Source organism: Undibacterium paludis (assembly GCF_022568815.1).
GTDB lineage: Bacteria > Pseudomonadota > Gammaproteobacteria > Burkholderiales > Burkholderiaceae_D > Undibacterium.
The window spans coordinates 226,804-244,236 of the sequence record NZ_JAKZHX010000006.1; the positions used below are offsets into that span (position 1 = coordinate 226,804).

Consider the following 17,433-nt stretch of genomic DNA (forward strand, 5'->3'; position numbering starts at 1 on the left):
TGTTGCTTGAGAGGCGTATTAAGCTGTAAAAAAACGGCTGGCTTTACAAAGCCAGCCGTTTTTTTAGTGCGAATGCAGTGTCACTCTACTTTCAGCTCCACTTTGGTGGTGCTACCATTTTTACCCGGGAAGGCCTTCAGGGCACTGTCAATCAGGTAAGGAATATACAGGGAAATTTCAGGATTCAATTGTTCCGAACTGACTTTGATATCAGCCAGTTTTTTGTTTGAACCGATTTCACTGATCTGTATTTCGAGCTGGTGCAGATAGGTGCTGCGCATGCTGACATCCATCCAGCCACGCGGATATCCAGGCCAGCCCCAATATCCCGGGTAATAGACATAATTGTGGCGATAAATCCCCCGGCTGAAGTGCAGACCCCAGTAACGGTCATAAATGGACGGATACCATAAAGGAGAATATTGGACTTCCCTTAATGTGGTCGCATACTTCAGTTCGACTTTCAGTGCAGCCGACTGGCCAGCTGTGATTTCCTTCAAACCTATGCTATGCAGTCGGCTGCGCAGCATGTCTTCATAAACCTTATGTTCGGGATTGTTCTCTTGCCCTGGCGCACGTTCAAAGATATAGGTCTTATCCTGTGTATTTGTGGGCCATTCGTGGAAAACACTGACCTGGCTGCTGAAGGTCGTTGCGCAACCGCTGAGCAGCAAGCTGCACGCCAGTGCAAGGATAAAAGCGAATTTTTTCATGATGCTACTCCGATGCTCCATATTGATACTCTTCATGATATGCATGATTACGCAAACTTGTTGTCTGGACTGTAACGTGTTGTAACGATATTGTTACTGCTGTTGATGTCATTTGATATTTCTTCCTGGTTCAGTGTCCAAATATGATTTTTTGCATGACCCTGTCCTTCGATTGCTTTGACTGAAATCGTGTTTCAAACCAATTTAAGCCAATTTACCGCATTTAATACAGCTAATTGTCATGCTTTTGTGCTTGCAACGAAACTGCTTGGTAAAATGGTGGTCTTAACAAAGTCCATAAGACTTTGTCATTCAACTTATTTTCGCGAGATATTCCATCCATGCGTAACGATATTGCCAGCAAACCAGAGACAATTTTCCGTAAAGACTATGTAGCCCCGGGATTTTGGGTAGATACGGTAGAGATGGGTTTCGACCTTGATCTGAGTGCCACCCATGTAGCCACCCGCATGACCATGCGCCGCAATCATGACAGCAGCGAGAAAGACCTGGTCTTGTTTGGCGAATCCCTGAAATTGCTGCAATTGCGCATGAATGGCGTGAACCTCAAGAAGTCTGCCTACAAGATAGAAGGCGAGACCCTGCGCATAGCCAATGCCCCGGACGAAGTCACGCTGGAAATTGAAACCCTGATCAATCCGCTCAAGAATACATCCCTGTCCGGCCTGTATGCGTCCAACGGCAACTTTATTACCCAGTGCGAGGCAGAAGGCTTCCGCAAGATCACCTGGTTTCCCGACCGCCCTGACGTGATGGCGAAATATACCGTCATGCTGCGTGCCGACAAGAAAAAATTCCCTGTGCTGCTGAGTAATGGCAATCTGATAGAAGAGGGTGACCTCGGTGATGGCCGCCATTTTGCCAAATGGGAAGACCCGTTCAAAAAGCCGTCTTACCTGTTCGCCCTGGTTGCTGGCAAGCTGGTTTGCCAGGAAGAAGACTATAAGTTGAAATCTGGTCGCAAAGTCTTGTTGCAGGTTTGGGTAGAAGACGGCAACCTGGATAAAACCCAGCATGCCATGGATTCCCTCAAGAACAGCATACGTTGGGATGAAGAACGCTTTGGCCTGGAGCTCGATCTTGACCGCTTCATGATCGTTGCCACTGGCGACTTCAATATGGGCGCGATGGAAAACAAGGGTTTGAATATTTTTAATACCAAGTTTGTGCTGGCCAATCCAAGCATTGCGACTGACGTTGATTATGCTGGCATAGAATCTGTCGTAGGTCATGAATACTTCCATAACTGGACAGGCAATCGCGTCACTTGCCGCGACTGGTTCCAGTTGTCCCTGAAAGAAGGCCTGACGGTCTTCCGCGACCAGGAATTTTCTGCCGATCTGGTTGGTACAGCCACAGGCCGCGCCGTCAAACGCATAGAAGATGTACGCCTGCTGCGTCAGGTACAGTTCTCAGAAGATGCTGGCCCCATGGCCCATCCTGTGCGCCCTGATTCTTTTGTAGAAATTAATAACTTCTACACCGTCACGATTTATGAAAAAGGTTCAGAAGTCGTGCGTATGTATTACACCCTGCTGGGCCATGATGGCTTCCGCAAGGGCATGGATTTGTACTTCGAGCGTCATGATGGCCAGGCTGTTGAATGTGATGACTTCCGTGCTGCCATGGCAGATTCCAGTGGCCGTGACCTGACCCAGTTTGAACGCTGGTATAGCCAGGCTGGTACGCCCCGCGTGAAGGTGGAGGCGACTTACGATGCTGATGCACAGACTTATTCCATCACCCTGAGCCAGTCTTGCCCGGCCACGCCAGGCCAGGCAGAAAAACTGCCTTTCCATATTCCTGTTGCCATGGGCTTGCTCGGTGCCGATGGCAAGGATATTCCTTTGCATTGTGCTGCTTATGAAGCGCAGGCAGGCGCGACCAGTCTGGTGCTGGAATTGACAGAAGCCAGCCAGACCTTTGTATTTACTAGTGTTAGCAGCAAACCAGTACCGTCCCTGTTGCGCAATTTTTCTGCACCAGTTGTGCTGGAAATCGACTACAGCGATGAAGAACTCGGCCTCTTGCTGGCGAATGACAGCGACCCCTTCAACCGCTGGGAAGCAGGCCAACGCCTGGCAACCCGCCGTCTGGTCAAATTGACGACTGCAGTACAGCAAGGCGAAGAACTGAGCCTGGACAGCATGTTCATCGAAGCCCTGCGTGCTACCCTGAATGATGCCAGCCTTGATCCAGCTTTCCGTGAACTGGTCCTGACCCTGCCATCAGAAGCGATGATCGCCGAAGAATTCAAGGTCGTTGATCCGCAAGCCATCCATACAGCCCGCCAGTTTGCCCGTGCCACTATCACCCAGCACCTGCGCGCTGATTTGCTGAGTGCCTATGAAGGCCACCTGACACCAGGTAAGTACAGCCCGGATGCACAGTCCATGGCTAAACGTGGTTTGAAAAACCTGGCTCTGTCTTACTTGCTTGAATGGTCGGATGAGTCCACATTCGAACTGGCAAAAACCCAGTTTGAAGAAGCTGAAAACATGACGGATCGCTTGGCAGCCTTGACCGCACTGAGCAATTTCAGCGGTACTGGCAAACAAGCCAAGGCAGCAGAAAAAGCCTTGAACAAATTCTATAAAGACTTCAAGAAAGAAGCCCTGGTCATCGACAAATGGTTCATGTTGCAGGCAACTGCTCGTACCACGGATGTGGCCAAGGTGCGTGAACTGATGAAGCATCCGGCGTTCACGCTCGCCAACCCTAACCGTGCGCGTAGTCTGACCTTTGCTTTCTGCAATGCCAATCCAGCGCGTTTCCATGCAGTTGATGGCAGTGGTTATGCGCTGTGGGCTGAGCTGGTGATCGCTTTGAACAAACTCAATCCGCAAGTCGCAGCACGCCTGGCGCGCAGCATGGACCGCTGGAAAAAATACCCAGAAAGCCTGCAAGTACACATGAAGGCAGCTTTGCAAAAAGTAGCCGATACCAAGAAATTGTCGAAAGACGTACTGGAAGTAGTTAGCAAGGCCCTGGCTTCATAAAGAATTTAAAAGTCACTGAAATAGAAACTGAAAGAACAACATGAAACGTGTAAGCCTTACCCAATACCTGGTCGAAGAACAACGACTGAATAACTCGATCCCTGCAGAGTTGCGCCTGTTGATCGAAGTCGTTGCCCGCGCCTGTAAAACCATCAGCCATGCAGTAGGCAAGGGCGCGCTCGGTGAAGTGCTGGGTACGGCGGGTAGTGAAAACATTCAGGGTGAAGTACAGAAAAAACTCGACATCCTGTCGAATGAAATCCTGCTTGAAGCCAATGAATGGGGCGGCCACCTGGCAGCCATGGCGTCAGAAGAAATGGAGAGTATCCATCCGATACCTAACCGCTACCCACAGGGCGAATACATGTTGCTGTTCGATCCACTGGATGGTTCCAGCAATATCGACGTGAATGTCTCCATCGGTACCATCTTCTCGGTATTGAAGGCGCCGGATGGCATGGCCAAACCGACTGAGAAAGACTTCCTGCAACCCGGCAGCAAGCAAGTCGCAGCCGGCTACGCCGTATATGGCCCGCAGACAGTCTTGGTGCTGACCACAGGTAATGGCGTCAACTGCTTCACTCTTGACCGTGAAATGGGTTCTTGGGTACTGACACAACGCAATATGCAAATCCCGGCAGACACCAGGGAATTTGCCATCAATGCATCGAACACCCGCCACTGGTACCCGCCAGTCACGCGCTATGTGGAAGAAATGCTGGCAGGCAGCACAGGCCCGCGCGGCAAGGACTTCAACATGCGCTGGATCGCCTCCATGGTCGCTGACGTACACCGTATCCTGAACCGTGGCGGTATCTTCATGTACCCGGCAGATATGCGTGAGCCCGACAAGGCAGGCAAACTGCGCCTGATGTACGAAGCCAATCCCATGTCCTTCATCGTAGAACAGGCTGGCGGCGCATCGACGGACGGCAAGCAACGCATGCTCGACATCCAGCCAGAAAAACTGCATCAGCGTGTGGCGGTGTTTCTGGGTTCAAAAAACGAAGTCGAAAGAGTGACGCAATACCATCAGGAATAGCCAGGACAGATGGCAGACATAACACAACAAGTAGGTGATCTGGAAGCTGAGATGATCTTGCGTAAAGCAGAGCGCAGGGTAAATGCCAAGGCGACTCTGTACGAGAGTTACCGGCGCGGGCCAAACGCAATTGTCGTTGGCTTGGTAACAGTGGTTGCATACTACTTTCTGAATACGCTGCCAATTTCAAACTTGCTCGTGATTTTTTTGGCATGTTTGGTGAGTGTCGTGGTCGAGTTATGTCTTGAACTTTTTATAGTTCACAAAAAATTGAACGCCGCGATCGAATTATTGCAATTGCAAGAAATGGCAAGTAAGGACATCTCTTAGTATTCAAAATTGGGATGACTGGTATTTGAAAACGCGAAGTGTAAGCTTCGCGTTTTTTTATGGCTGTTTGTAACTTGAGTAAAGACCTCTCAACACAGAGGGGCACAAAGAAACCCCCAAACCCTTTAAAAATATGAGGTTTTGTCCTGCCTTTCTCGGTGTCTCTGTGGTGAGTCTTTTTGTTTTGAATTTAATTAGTATCTAATTCGACTTAATGGTTAATAAATTCAATATTTGACATATGGAATCCCCAAGCGCATGCTGATGTAACATTTTCATTTTATCGCCAGCCTGGAGTCTGACATGCCCGCATACCGTTCCCGTACCACCACCCATGGCCGCAATATGGCCGGTGCCCGCGCCTTGTGGCGTGCAACTGGCATGAAGGATGGTGATTTTGATAAACCTATCATCGCCGTCGTCAATTCCTTCACCCAGTTCGTACCTGGTCATGTGCATCTGAAAGACCTGGGCCAGATGGTGGCGCGTGAGATTGAAGCGGCTGGTGGTGTTGCCAAAGAATTCAATACGATAGCCGTGGATGACGGTATCGCCATGGGTCATGGCGGCATGCTGTATTCGCTGCCATCCCGTGAGTTGATTGCTGACTCGGTTGAGTACATGGTCAATGCCCATTGCGCTGACGCCATGGTCTGTATCTCCAACTGCGACAAAATCACGCCCGGTATGCTGATGGCTGCCATGCGTTTGAATATCCCTGTCGTATTTGTCTCTGGTGGCCCCATGGAAGCAGGCAAGGTGCTGGAGACTTTGCACCCCAAGCAGACTGGCGAGCAAAAGATCATGAAGATTGATCTGGTCGATGCCATGATCAAGGCGGGTGACAGCAAGGTGTCGGATGAAGAGATAGGCCGCATAGAACGTTCTGCCTGTCCTACTTGCGGTTCCTGTTCCGGCATGTTCACGGCAAACTCCATGAACTGCCTGACTGAAGCACTGGGCCTGTCCTTGCCGGGCAATGGCACGATATTGGCAACCCATGCTGACCGCAAGGAACTGTTCCTGCGCGCAGGCCGCCTCGTCGTAGAACTGGCCAAGCGCCATTATGAACAGGACGATTATTCCATCCTACCACGCTCCATCGCCAACAAGGCCACTTTTGAAAATGCCATGGCACTCGATGTGTCCATGGGCGGCTCCACCAATACCGTTTTGCATTTGCTCGCTGCTGCCAATGAAGCTGGCGTGGATTTCAAGATGGCCGATATCGACCGCATCTCGCGCAAGGTACCCTGTCTGTGCAAGGTCGCGCCAATGACCGACAAATACCATATTGAAGATGTGCATAGGGCTGGCGGCATTATCTCTATCCTGGGTGAGCTGGCACGCGCCGGTTTGCTTGATACTTCGCGTCCTACCGTGCATAGCCCGACCATGGCAGATGCGATTGCGCAGAATGACATTGCCGTGACTGACAATGCGGCAATACGCAAGCTGTTCAGCGCCGCACCGGGTGGTGTGCCTACCCAGACGGCTTTCTCACAAGACAAGCGCTTTGACAGCCTCGATACCGACCGTGAAGCGGGCTGCATACGCGACAAGGCACATGCTTATTCGCAGGATGGTGGCCTGGCTGTGTTGTACGGCAACCTGGCAGAAAAAGGCTGTATCGTCAAAACCGCAGGCGTCGATGAAAGCATCCTCAAATTCACCGGCAAGGCCCGTGTGTTTGAAAGCCAGGACGCTGCGGTAGAAGCCATCCTCGGCGATACGGTGCATGAAGGTGATGTTGTCATCATCCGTTATGAAGGCCCCAAAGGTGGTCCCGGCATGCAGGAAATGCTGTATCCGACTTCCTATATCAAATCCAAGGGCCTGGGCAAAGCCTGCGCCCTGTTCACAGATGGACGTTTCTCTGGTGGTTCTTCCGGTCTGGTGATAGGCCATGCATCACCGGAAGCTGCCGAGGGTGGGGCGATAGGCCTGGTGGAAGAGGGCGACATTATAGAAATCGATATTCCGGCCCGTACCATCAACCTGAAAGTCAGCGACAGCGATCTGGTGCAACGCAGGGCAGCGATGGAAGCACGTGGTCCGCAAGCCTGGCAGCCTGTCAACCGCGACCGCTATGTGTCACAGGCCCTGCAGGCCTACGCTGCTTTGGCAACGTCGGCTGATCGTGGCGCGGTCAGGGATATTACACAGTTGCAGCGTAAATAGTGCTGTAGACTGAGCAGCTTGTCTGCTTGCCAAACTCAAAGGGCATTCCGGTTTTTACCGGTGCCCTTTTTTATTGTGTAAATCCTCTACTTCGTTCGTTACTTGCTTTTTGGAATACCGACCCTATATAGCTGTGATCAAGAATAAAACGATCGTTCGTCGCAACAGGTAGGAAATGCGCGCCTCGTTTATACTCTAGTCTGGGCTGACAATTGTTATTGTCATTTGGCCATGATCTTAAGTTTTATCCAGAATAAGAATCCGCGAGAACTGTATGTCTAGCAATGAGCAGCCTGTTACCTCAAACGAACAGGCTTTGGAGTTTGTCGATTCCTGTAACCTGCCTACGACCTGGGCGACCTTTCGCATGCATGCTTTTGTAGAAACGGCAACAGGTAAAGAGCATATCGCCCTGACCCTGGGCGATGTTGCTGACGGCAAACCCGTACTTGCGCGCATACATTCAGAATGTCTGACCGGCGACGCCTTATTCAGCAAGCGTTGCGACTGCGGCCCGCAACTCGAGCTGGCCCTGCAAAAAATCGCCCAGGAAGGGCGTGGTGCTCTATTGTATTTGCGCCAGGAGGGGCGTGGCATAGGTTTGCTCAACAAGGTGCGCGCCTATCATCTGCAAGACGAAGGTGCTGACACGGTAGAAGCCAATCAAAAACTCGGCTTTGCCGCCGACCTGCGCGACTACAGCCTGTGTAACCCCATGCTCAAACATCTGGGTATAGAGTCAGTGCGCTTGATGACCAATAACCCGCGCAAGATTTCGGCGATGGAAGGCATGAACGTCAAGGTGCAGGAGCACGTGCCCCTGATTGTCAAACGCAACCCCTACAACGAACGTTACCTGAGCACCAAGGTGACCAAGCTGGGCCATCTGATAGAACAGGAACTGTAATATTGCCAGGATTTTTGAAAATCCTGGCAGGCATCAGAGTCGGTCTTCAGATCAGACTTCAATGTCTTGCTGTAGCTTTTTAAAGGCTGCAGCAGCTTCGGCCAATATCTGACTGAATGATTCTTCGTCCAGGCCCAGGCTTTCCCAGGACTGACCTGAAACTTCAGGTGGAGCCAGATCAGGTGTTGTGGTCACACCCAGGGCATGGGCAATACCATCGGCCACATGGATGATAGTCGCCAGAAATCCAAGGCCAGGTTTATCTGGCTGGTGGTGCCCGGCGATTGCTTTGATCATCGTGTCAGAAAAATTCCACTGTACCGCCAGTGCTTCACCGATGGCGGCATGATCAATTTCCAGTAGCTGCTTTTCAACCTCAAACTGAGTACTCGGCTGCTCCAGTCTTTGCAGCAAGACAGCTTCATAGGCGCTGGTATAGCTGGTCGCCAGAACAAGGGCACCTATGTCATGCAAGAGACCTGCTGTAAAGGCAACATCGGTATTGAGGTTTAATCGTTTGGCCAATATTTTTGCCGCAATGGCGACGGCATTCGAATGGCGCCAGAAGTCTTTATGACTAAAGCCTTTGCAATTATTTTCGGGGAAGCAGCCGCTCAATGCTGCCGTTATCACGATCTGCTTTACCGTATTCAAGCCCAGTAAAGAAATTGCCTGCTGTACCGTGGTGACCTTGATCATGGCGCCGTAATAAGGCGAATTGGCATAGCGTAGCGTCTTGGCTGTGAGTGCCAGATCCAGGCTGACTTTGTGAGTCAATTCCTGCATATCCAGATTGTCGTTATCGACATGATTGAGTAATTCCATCACGATGGCCGGCAGGCTGGGCAAGTCCTGGACACTATCTATAATCTGGGCCAGCGAGATGGGATTCATGGATCAGACTCCTGTTCTGAAGATGTCTTCTAGCTTGCCAGAAATGTACGCGGCAGTTGTGTCTATTTGTAAATCTTTGCGAAATAACTACAGACAGAACAACTATAAGCAAGCCCGTATCGCCCCAGTCTTTGGAATGACTGTTTTCGGGAGCAGGCGAGGGCTACAATGACGGGTTTGTTCCAGACCATTCAAGCTTTTAGTTGCCTTACCCATGACAATTTACTGTTCGCAGATCAGATTCATATTTGTTGCCGTCCTCTTCCTTAGCATGATTGCCTGCAGCAAAAAAACTGTGGAGCCGCCAGGTTCTGCCAGTGCCGACCAGGAGCCGGTTGCCAGTCAGCCTGTTACAGGCAATGCCATACAGCCGTTAGTGGCAGATGCACAGGAAATCAATAGTGCTGATGCCCTGATTGAAACCCTTGCCAGGAATTTTGGACCTTACAATGAAGCCAGACTCTTGAAAGTACTGGAAAATTTTAATCTGCAGCAATTAAAAAAGCATGACATCGATGTCGCCAATGCAAATGAAACGATGCTGCCTAAAGATTTCGTCAAGGTCGAATTCCAGGATGATGGCGACTATTTTTCACTGCAAATCAGTGAGACAACTGCTGCACATACTTTTGGTATTGATGTCGGAGAAGAGCAGTTTCGCTCTGTGCATTTTAGCAAAAAGACCATGGAAGTGCTGAGTGATATGCCAGTGAAAAGCCAGGCTATAGCTAAAACGGGCTTGCATATTGGCATAGGCGAACTTGAAAGCTGCTCCGGTACTACACCAGGCAGCGGTTTCTCTATTTTTGATTTGAAGCAGGCCGGCAAAATCTATCATGAAGAAAATTTTCAGGATCAGCCTTATTCCTACAAAGTCAAGCCATTGCGTGACGGTGTGGTGGAGATCAGTACTCTCAGTGAAAGGTATTTGCCTGCGTCAGAAAAAGAATCGAAACAATGCGAAATTGGTGATTGGGTCAACATTACAGAAACCACGTATACCGTCGCCTGCCATGTCAACGGAGGAAATTGTACTGTGCAGAAGAAAGCAAAGTACAGGGCAGCCTGTAGCGAGAATGTGGGTTGCGATTGAGAAAACCAATACTGTAAGGCTGTCGCAGTTACTTTTAACTGGTCACCAATCATCCCAACCCAGCGCCAACCCAATTTGGACACGAGTCGGATTACGCTGATACATACGTTGTTACATAGCAGACTTTTTCAAATCGGGTATCGCCAAATGCGGTTCTGTTCGACCAAATAATTGAACGGAGCAGGGCCGACTCTCATCGTCTTCTGGAAAGATTTGACAAGGGCGTTCATTTGATTTAACTTTGTAGATAATTAGCTAGTTAGTTAATTAATGAATTAAATATGCTTTTGCCGCATCTTTACTGGTCTTAAGAAGCTTTGTTTTTAAGACGTATCGGACGCACAGGCTGTCTGGTGGTAAATGCAGGCAGGCGCATGGCGTCAATAAAATCATCATCAACACGGAGTTTGCGATGAAAGAGAGTACCTGTCATATCCCGCACCACAGGATCAACGCGAAAGATGTTTTGTCAGTACAGGCAGGTGAAATCCGCTATGCCCCAGCCAAGTCGCTCTGGTTTATTGGCATGTCTGCGGCGGCAGTCATTGGTGGCTTACTCAACTATAGTCATGGCGCCTTCGTGCTGTTCTTGCTGTCTACTGCTACTGTCCTTTTGTTCGGACATTCACTGGGCAGCCACAGAAAACTCATACACGACAGTTTTGCCTGCCCGGTATGGCTGGAATACCTGCTGGTTTATCTTGGGGTGCAGGTGGGTCTGGCCGGGCCGATAGGATTATTGCGTCAGCATGAACTACGTGATTACGCCCAGCGTATGCCTGATTGCCATGATTACCTCAGGCATGGCAGCTCCTTCTGGGTTGATGCCTGGTGGCAGTTGAATTGCGAATTGCATTTGCAAGATCCGCCGCAGATACATATAGAAGCCAGGATTGCGGATGACAGGTTCTATCAATTCCTGGAGAAAACCTGGATGCTCCAGCATGCCTTGGTAGCCCCGATTTTCTATTCACTCGGTGGCTGGGGATATGTTTTCTGGGGTGTTTGCGCACGTATCAGCGTTGCTGTATTTGGCCACTGGCTTATTGGTTACTTTGCCCATGGTCAGGAAGAAATTCAGGGACAAATGCATTATGAAGTGCGTGGCGCTGCCGTGCAGGGACGCAATGTCGCCTGGGTATCTTTGCTGACCATGGGCGAGTGCTGGCACAACAATCATCATGCCTACCCCGGTTCTGCCAGGTTGGGTTTGCAGGATGGGGAATGGGATCCCGGTTGGTGGGTGCTGATGTTGCTACAAAAGATGGGCCTGGTATCGAATGTGAAGCTACCTGATGATTTGCCATTTCGACCGGAATTATATAGGTATACCGGGCAAAGTCTGACGGTTGTCAGGCAGGATAAGCCGCTAACAGTAACAGTACCCAAAATGCCCCTTCAAGCCTGTGAAAGAGTAGTATGAAAAGAGACCAGAACCAATCCCAAATACCGGACGGGAAACATGCTACACAGTTGGAAAATGCAAGTGAGGAGCCGGTGTTTTCTGCAGCGGGTAAACATGATAATTTGAATGAAAAATTGCTGCCATTCTCAAGCTGGCTGCCCATCATCTCGGGTGCGTTGATTGGGGTTATTTTGCGCCTGATATTTTCAGGCAAACCCGATGCCGCATACACGGCGATGGCTGGCGCATTTATCTTGCTGGTGCCTATGGCGGTCGGTGCGACCACAGTCTTTATCGCCGAACGACAAAGACGCCGCAGCTGGTGGTTCTATGCCTTAGGTCCTGTCATTGCCAATACATTGTTCGTGCTGGGAACGCTGGTGGTTTTTATTGAGGGCCTGATTTGTGCCATTATCATCATCCCTTTATTTTCGATGGTCGGTGCACTTGGTGGCATACTGATGGGCCTGGTTTGCCGCAATACCAATTGGCCAAAACAGGCTCTAGGGAGTTTTGTGCTGCTGCCTTTGCTGCTTGGTATAGTCCCGCCAGCCGAGCCTGACCTCCAGCGCATTGCCATGCTGGAGCGCAAGGTATTGGTGCAGGCAAGCCCTGAGCAAATCTGGCAGCAATTGCACAAGGTAGAACATATACGCGCAGATGAAGTCGACCGGGCGTGGATGTATCGCATTGGAGTTCCTTTACCGGTTTCCGGTGTCACACAAACTACGCCAGAAGGCCTGGTCAGAAGAGTTACCATGGGTAAGGAAATTTATTTTGACCAGGTTTCCAATGACTGGAAAGAGAATCGATATGTTCTCTGGAAGTACCGGTTTTTTCAGGACTCATTCCCGGCAAATGCACTCGATGATCATGTCAGCATAGGCGGGCGCTATTTTGACCTGATTGACACCAGGTACTCCATCAAGCCCGTGACAGCACACACCTCTGAACTGGCGGTACAGATACATTACCGGGTCAGCACGGAATTTAATTGGTACGCTGATCTGGTTGCTCGCCTGCTGATTGCGGACTTTGAAGAAGTGATCCTGGATTTCTACAAGCAAAGAGCAGCGCAAAAAGTAAGCTGACTAATCAAGTCAGCCAGCAAAGGCAACATCCGGATCCGCTATCCTTTTTGCCGAAATTGGGATGATGGCGCTGATTTTGCAGGGTAAAGCCTGGCATAACGAAGACGCCTGCCTTGCCGGGTGGGTTTACCCGTTAAACATCACGATAGTGCAGGGTGATGGGATCACATAATCCATGTGTATTGCCCTGGATATTGATTTCTTTTGTTCTTTCAGGTCATTTGCCGGCAAGGTTCTGCAAGGCATTCAGTAGCAGGAATCACAGGGCAGTAATAATCACGCCTTTAATGTAAATATAAATGTTAATGAGAATGATTTGCAATTAACTTTTTGCTTAAGTAAAATGCGAATTGTTAACTCACTCTTGTTTCTTGTGCTGCAAGTCATGCAGCCAGCATGGACATTCATTTTCAAGGCGATTCATGGCTCAGCGATTTACTCCCCTTTCTGACTCTTGCGATACGTATTCAACAGACTTGCCCCGCTTGCGCCCTATGGCGTGGGCTTTGTCTGTCGCCTTGCTGGCGCCGGTCATGAGTTTTGCGCAACAAACACCGACTGACAAAGATCAGGCTTCAGCCCTGCCTGAAGTTGTGGTCAAGGGAACGGCAGTGACGGAAGCCAATACAGAAAAGACTGGCGCTTACACAACACGCAAAAGTAGCTCTGCCACCAGGCTGGACCTGAGCCTGCGCGAAACACCACAATCAGTCTCTGTGGTGACCCGTGCCAGGATGGATGACTTCAAACAAGTCAATATTAATGAAGTGCTGGCCAACACCACTGGCGTGTCGGTAGAAAAGGTCGAGACCGATCGCACTTATTACATGGCGCGCGGTTTTGATATCACGAACTTCCAGTATGACGGCATGGGTGTACCTTTCACTTCGGGCAATGTGGCCGGTGATATTGATACAGCCATCTATGACAGAATAGATATCGTGCGCGGCGCCAATGGCCTGATGTCGGCTACTGGCAATCCCTCTGCGACAGTCAATTTCATCCGCAAGCGTCCGACTTATCAATTCCAGGCGAATGCAGGCCTGACCTTGAGTTCATGGAATACCCGCCGCCTCGATGCTGATGTATCAGGTGCATTGAATAAAGCGGGCACGGTTGCTGCGCGTGTGGTCGTGGCCAGACAGGCAGGGGACTCTTACCTTGACCGTTATTCGCCGGAAAAAAAAGTGGCATATGGTGTTGTCGAGGCCATACTTAGCGATACCACCTTGTTGACTGTAGGGCATGCACATCAAAAGAGCGAGGCAAAAGGTGGCATGTGGGGAGCCCTGCCTTTGTATTTCACGGATGGCAGCCCGACCAATTTCAGCAATTCCACCAGTACAGCCACCGACTGGGCGCGCTGGAACACCCAGGACGATCGCAGTTTTGCCGAACTGAACCAGCAGATAGGCAGCGACTGGCAAGTCAAGGCTGTGTTGAGTCATAACAAGGCAAAAATCAACTCCAAGCTGTTTTATGTATATGGCACACCCGATCGTAAAACCGGCCTGGGCCTGAAGAGTTATCCTTCACTCTATGATTCAGACAATACACAAACTCTGTTCGACTTGTATGCCAGTGGTAAATTTACGCTGGCTGGTCGCGTGCATGATGTCAGCCTGGGTGTCAATTGGTCAAAATCCACTTTCAGCGATATCTCGCATTATGGCGCAGGTATAGGCACGGACTTGCCTGCGCTCAACGGCTGGAAGGGTAATTATCCGGAGCCGGCATTCAATGCTTTCACCGATGGCAGTTCTTATGAAGATAAACGCCAGACTTTTTATGTCGCCTCAAGATTCAGCCTGGCTGACCCGCTGAAACTGATAGTCGGGGCCAACCTGACCAAGGCTGACAGTACTGGCAGCTCTTACGGTGTCAGCAGCGTCAAGTCCGCACGCGAGACCACGCCTTACATTGGTCTGGTGTACGAGATAACACCGACAATGTCGGCTTATGCCAGCCATACAGAAATATTCAACCCGCAAAGCGAGATTGACGCCAAAGGCAGGACGCTGGACCCGCTCAAGGGTAAGAGTAATGAGCTTGGTCTCAAAGCTGAACTGATGGACCGCAAGCTCAACCTGTCCGCAGCTGTGTTCAAGATTGCGCAAAACAATGCGGCTGAGCAGGCTGGTTACATTGGGACCAAGGCATTTTACAAAGGTATCAATGCCGAATCACAAGGCGTGGAGTTTGACGCCAGCGGTGAATTGTCCAGTGGCTGGAATGTCAGCGCTGGCTATACCCAGATGCGCATCAAGGGCGACGATGGCAAAGACACCAAAACCTATGTGCCAAGAAAACTGTTGCGCGTGTCGACAACTTATCAGGTGCCAGCGCTGAATAAGCTCAAGGTCGGCGCCAGTGTCAACTGGCAAGACGCCATTTTCAGGGATGAAGGCGATGGCGTCATCATCCGTCAGGACAGCCGGGCAATTCTTAACCTGATGGCGCGATATGACTTCAGCCAGAATCTTAGCGTGACTGCCAACCTGAATAATGCCACTGACAAGAAGTACCTGAGCAGTCTGTACTGGAGTCAGGCTTATTATGCTGCCCCAAGAAATGCCAGCATTTCTGTCAACTGGAAATATTGATCAGCAGAGGTCAACATGAGTGTACGCCCAGCCCTGGTTGTACTGCACCGCTGGTTTGGGCTGGCGGCGGCAATCTTTCTGTTCATCGCCGGCCTGACCGGAGCATTGATTTCCTGGGATCATGCACTCGATGCCTGGCTTAATCCGCAACTGTTTCATGCGTATAGGCAGGCAACTGCGACAAGCCCTGAACCCATGTCCGGACTGGAGCTGGCCAATCGGGTTGAGGCGCGTGACCCCAGAATGCTGGTTACTTATGTCTTGACCGAGGCCGAGCCTGGGCACACCATACAGATGTCAGTAGAAGGCCGGCTGGACCCTGCAACGGGCAAACCTTATGAACTGGGCTTCAACCAGATTGCAGTGAACCCGTTTACTGCCGACATCCAGGGCAAGCGTCAATGGGGTGAAATTTCACTGAGCCGTGAAAATCTTCTGCCGTTTTTGTACAAACTCCATTACACCATGCACATCCCGGCAGCTGGTGGCGTAGAGCTGGGTATATGGCTCATGGGCCTGATCGGCCTGGTGTGGGTTGTTGACTGCTTTATTGCCCTGTGGCTGTCTTTTCCCAACTGGTCCAGCTGGCGCAAATCATTTTTTTTTCGCTGGAAGCAGGGTGGTCACAAGCTCAATTTTGACTTGCACAGATCAGGCGGCGTTTGGCTGTGGTTGTTCATGCTGCTGCTGGCGATTACTTCGGTTTCCATGAACCTGAATTCGCAGGTCGTGCGCCCTGTGGTTGCCTTGTTTTCACCATTGAGCGAGGATGTATTTGCCAGTCGCACGCCGCTGGCGCCTGAACACATCAGGCCAGTTGGCCTGACGCGTGAGCAGATCGTTGCACTGGCCAATGCAGATGCAAGACAGCGTGGCTGGACCTTGCCTTTGGGTGGAGTGTTTTACTCACCGGCTTTTGGTGTGTATGGGGCCGGCTTTTTTGAAGCGGGCAATGATCACGGCGACGGCGGCCTGGGTAATGCCTGGTTGTATTTTGATGCTCAGGACGGACGCGCTCTTGGGGGTAAAATACCGGGGACAGGCAGCGCTGGTGATATCTTTCTGCAAGCCCAGTTTCCCCTGCATTCCGGGCGTATATTGGGCATGCCGGGGCGTATCATGATTTCGCTGTTGGGACTGGTGGTTGCCATGCTCAGCCTGACTGGTGTGATCATCTGGGTCAGGAAACGTGCGGCACGGCTGGTTACGCAGCGGCGCAGCACTGGCGTCATACAGGCGCAACTCAACTGATTTTGGGTACCAGTCTTTTTTCACTGATGCTGGCCTTGGCCCGCTCCAGCATGTCTATGGCTGCCGGGCCGCGTAATAGTGTGACTGCTACCGCCAGCGCATCAATATAGGTCAGGTGAGCCAGGCGCGAAGTCATCGGCGTATAGACATCCGGGTCTTCTTCGACATCGACACCAATGTGCACATCGGCCAGTTCGGCCAGGGGGCCGCCGCTGGCGCACAGTACAAGTATTTTTGCGCCTGCCTGTTTCGCCAGTTGCACGCTGTCGATCAGGTCACGGGTACGGCCGGTGCGGGAAAATGCCACGACCACACAATCACTATTGAGCAGGGTTGCTGACTGTGCCTGCAAGTGGGCATCGCAAAACACCGTAGTCGGTATGCCAAAGCGGAAAAACTTGAGCTGGGCGTCAATCGCCAGTGCACCTGAATAGCCAAGGCCATAGCATTCTATGCGACGGGCACGTGCCAGCAAACTGACTGCAGCTTCAAAGCTTGCCGTGTTGGCATTGTTGCGCGCCTCCATCAGGGCTGCGATCGTACGGTCAAATACCTTGGGCAAGACGTCTCGCACATGGTCAGCCTGGTTCACATCCAGATGCAGGAAAGGGATGCCGGTTGCCAGGCTTTTTGCAAAGGCCAGCTTGAAAGTCTTGAAGCCGTCAAAGCCCATGCTCTGGGCAAAACGTGCCACCGTCGGTTCGCTGACATCGCAAGCTTGGGCCAATACCCGTATCGACATCTCCAGCGCATCGTGTGGTTTATGCAGTAAAAATTCTGCCACCTGACGTTCTGCGCGACTGAGGGCAGTGCTGGCAGTACGTATGCGGGCCAGCAAGCCTTTTTCAGGCGGATTGCTGGTTTTATTGTCGGAAAAGGGATTGGCCATAGTGAGCACGGTAG

General features: G+C 50.9%; 13 protein-coding genes. 10 read left to right on the forward strand and 3 right to left on the reverse strand.

Annotated features, from left to right (window positions below):
- Window positions 1-80: 80 nt before the first annotated feature.
- Window positions 81-713, reverse strand: a complete 633-nt coding sequence (locus LZ463_RS12330; protein WP_241455994.1) for a DUF4136 domain-containing protein — start codon at window positions 711-713, stop codon at window positions 81-83.
- Between the two features lie 341 nt (window positions 714-1,054).
- Between LZ463_RS12330 and pepN the strand changes: the two genes are divergently transcribed.
- From pepN to ribA, 5 genes are all read left to right on the forward strand, one after another.
- Window positions 1,055-3,733 (forward strand): aminopeptidase N, encoded by a 2,679-nt coding sequence (pepN, locus tag LZ463_RS12335; protein ID WP_241455995.1) that lies wholly within the window; start codon window positions 1,055-1,057, stop codon window positions 3,731-3,733.
- Between the two features lie 40 nt (window positions 3,734-3,773).
- Window positions 3,774-4,775 carry a class 1 fructose-bisphosphatase gene (locus LZ463_RS12340; protein WP_241455996.1) on the forward strand — a complete coding sequence of 334 codons (1,002 nt, stop codon included), beginning with the start codon at window positions 3,774-3,776 and terminating at the stop codon, window positions 4,773-4,775.
- Window positions 4,776-4,784: 9 nt separating this feature from the next.
- A complete protein-coding gene (locus LZ463_RS12345) occupies window positions 4,785-5,105 on the forward strand; it encodes a hypothetical protein (protein ID WP_241455997.1) in 321 nt (106 codons plus the stop codon).
- 303 nt (window positions 5,106-5,408) lie between these two features.
- Window positions 5,409-7,286, forward strand: coding sequence for a dihydroxy-acid dehydratase (gene ilvD, locus LZ463_RS12350; protein ID WP_241455999.1), 1,878 nt, complete (start codon window positions 5,409-5,411; stop codon window positions 7,284-7,286).
- Between the two features lie 274 nt (window positions 7,287-7,560).
- Window positions 7,561-8,193 carry a GTP cyclohydrolase II gene (gene ribA / locus LZ463_RS12355; protein ID WP_241456002.1) on the forward strand — a complete coding sequence of 211 codons (633 nt, stop codon included), beginning with the start codon at window positions 7,561-7,563 and terminating at the stop codon, window positions 8,191-8,193.
- Between the two features lie 51 nt (window positions 8,194-8,244).
- On the opposite strand, the gene LZ463_RS12360 is transcribed toward ribA, so the two are convergent.
- A complete protein-coding gene (locus tag LZ463_RS12360) occupies window positions 8,245-9,087 on the reverse strand; it encodes an HDOD domain-containing protein (protein WP_241456005.1) in 843 nt (280 codons plus the stop codon).
- A 295-nt stretch (window positions 9,088-9,382) separates the two neighbouring features.
- On the opposite strand from LZ463_RS12360, the gene LZ463_RS12365 reads away from it, so the two are divergent.
- From LZ463_RS12365 to LZ463_RS12385, 5 genes are all read left to right on the forward strand, one after another.
- Complete coding sequence (locus tag LZ463_RS12365) at window positions 9,383-10,180, forward strand: hypothetical protein (protein WP_241456008.1); 798 nt, start codon at window positions 9,383-9,385, stop codon at window positions 10,178-10,180.
- 412 nt (window positions 10,181-10,592) lie between these two features.
- The gene (locus LZ463_RS12370) at window positions 10,593-11,603 is read left to right on the forward strand and encodes an acyl-CoA desaturase (RefSeq protein ID WP_241456010.1); all 1,011 of its coding nucleotides are present in this window, start codon (window positions 10,593-10,595) and stop codon (window positions 11,601-11,603) included.
- 50 nt (window positions 11,604-11,653) lie between these two features.
- On the forward strand, window positions 11,654-12,676 hold the full coding sequence (locus LZ463_RS12375) for an SRPBCC domain-containing protein (protein ID WP_241456011.1): 1,023 nt from the start codon (window positions 11,654-11,656) through the stop codon (window positions 12,674-12,676).
- 422 nt (window positions 12,677-13,098) lie between these two features.
- Complete coding sequence (locus LZ463_RS12380; RefSeq protein ID WP_241456013.1) at window positions 13,099-15,279, forward strand: TonB-dependent siderophore receptor; 2,181 nt, start codon at window positions 13,099-13,101, stop codon at window positions 15,277-15,279.
- 15 nt (window positions 15,280-15,294) lie between these two features.
- Window positions 15,295-16,530: a PepSY-associated TM helix domain-containing protein gene (locus tag LZ463_RS12385; RefSeq protein WP_241456015.1), complete on the forward strand. Its 1,236-nt coding sequence runs from the start codon at window positions 15,295-15,297 to the stop codon at window positions 16,528-16,530.
- Here the strand turns inward: LZ463_RS12385 and LZ463_RS12390 are convergent.
- On the reverse strand, window positions 16,523-17,419 hold the full coding sequence (locus tag LZ463_RS12390; protein ID WP_241456126.1) for an SIS domain-containing protein: 897 nt from the start codon (window positions 17,417-17,419) through the stop codon (window positions 16,523-16,525). The two genes, LZ463_RS12385 and LZ463_RS12390, sit on opposite strands and share 8 nt — an antisense overlap.
- Between the last annotated feature and the right edge of the window lie 14 nt (window positions 17,420-17,433).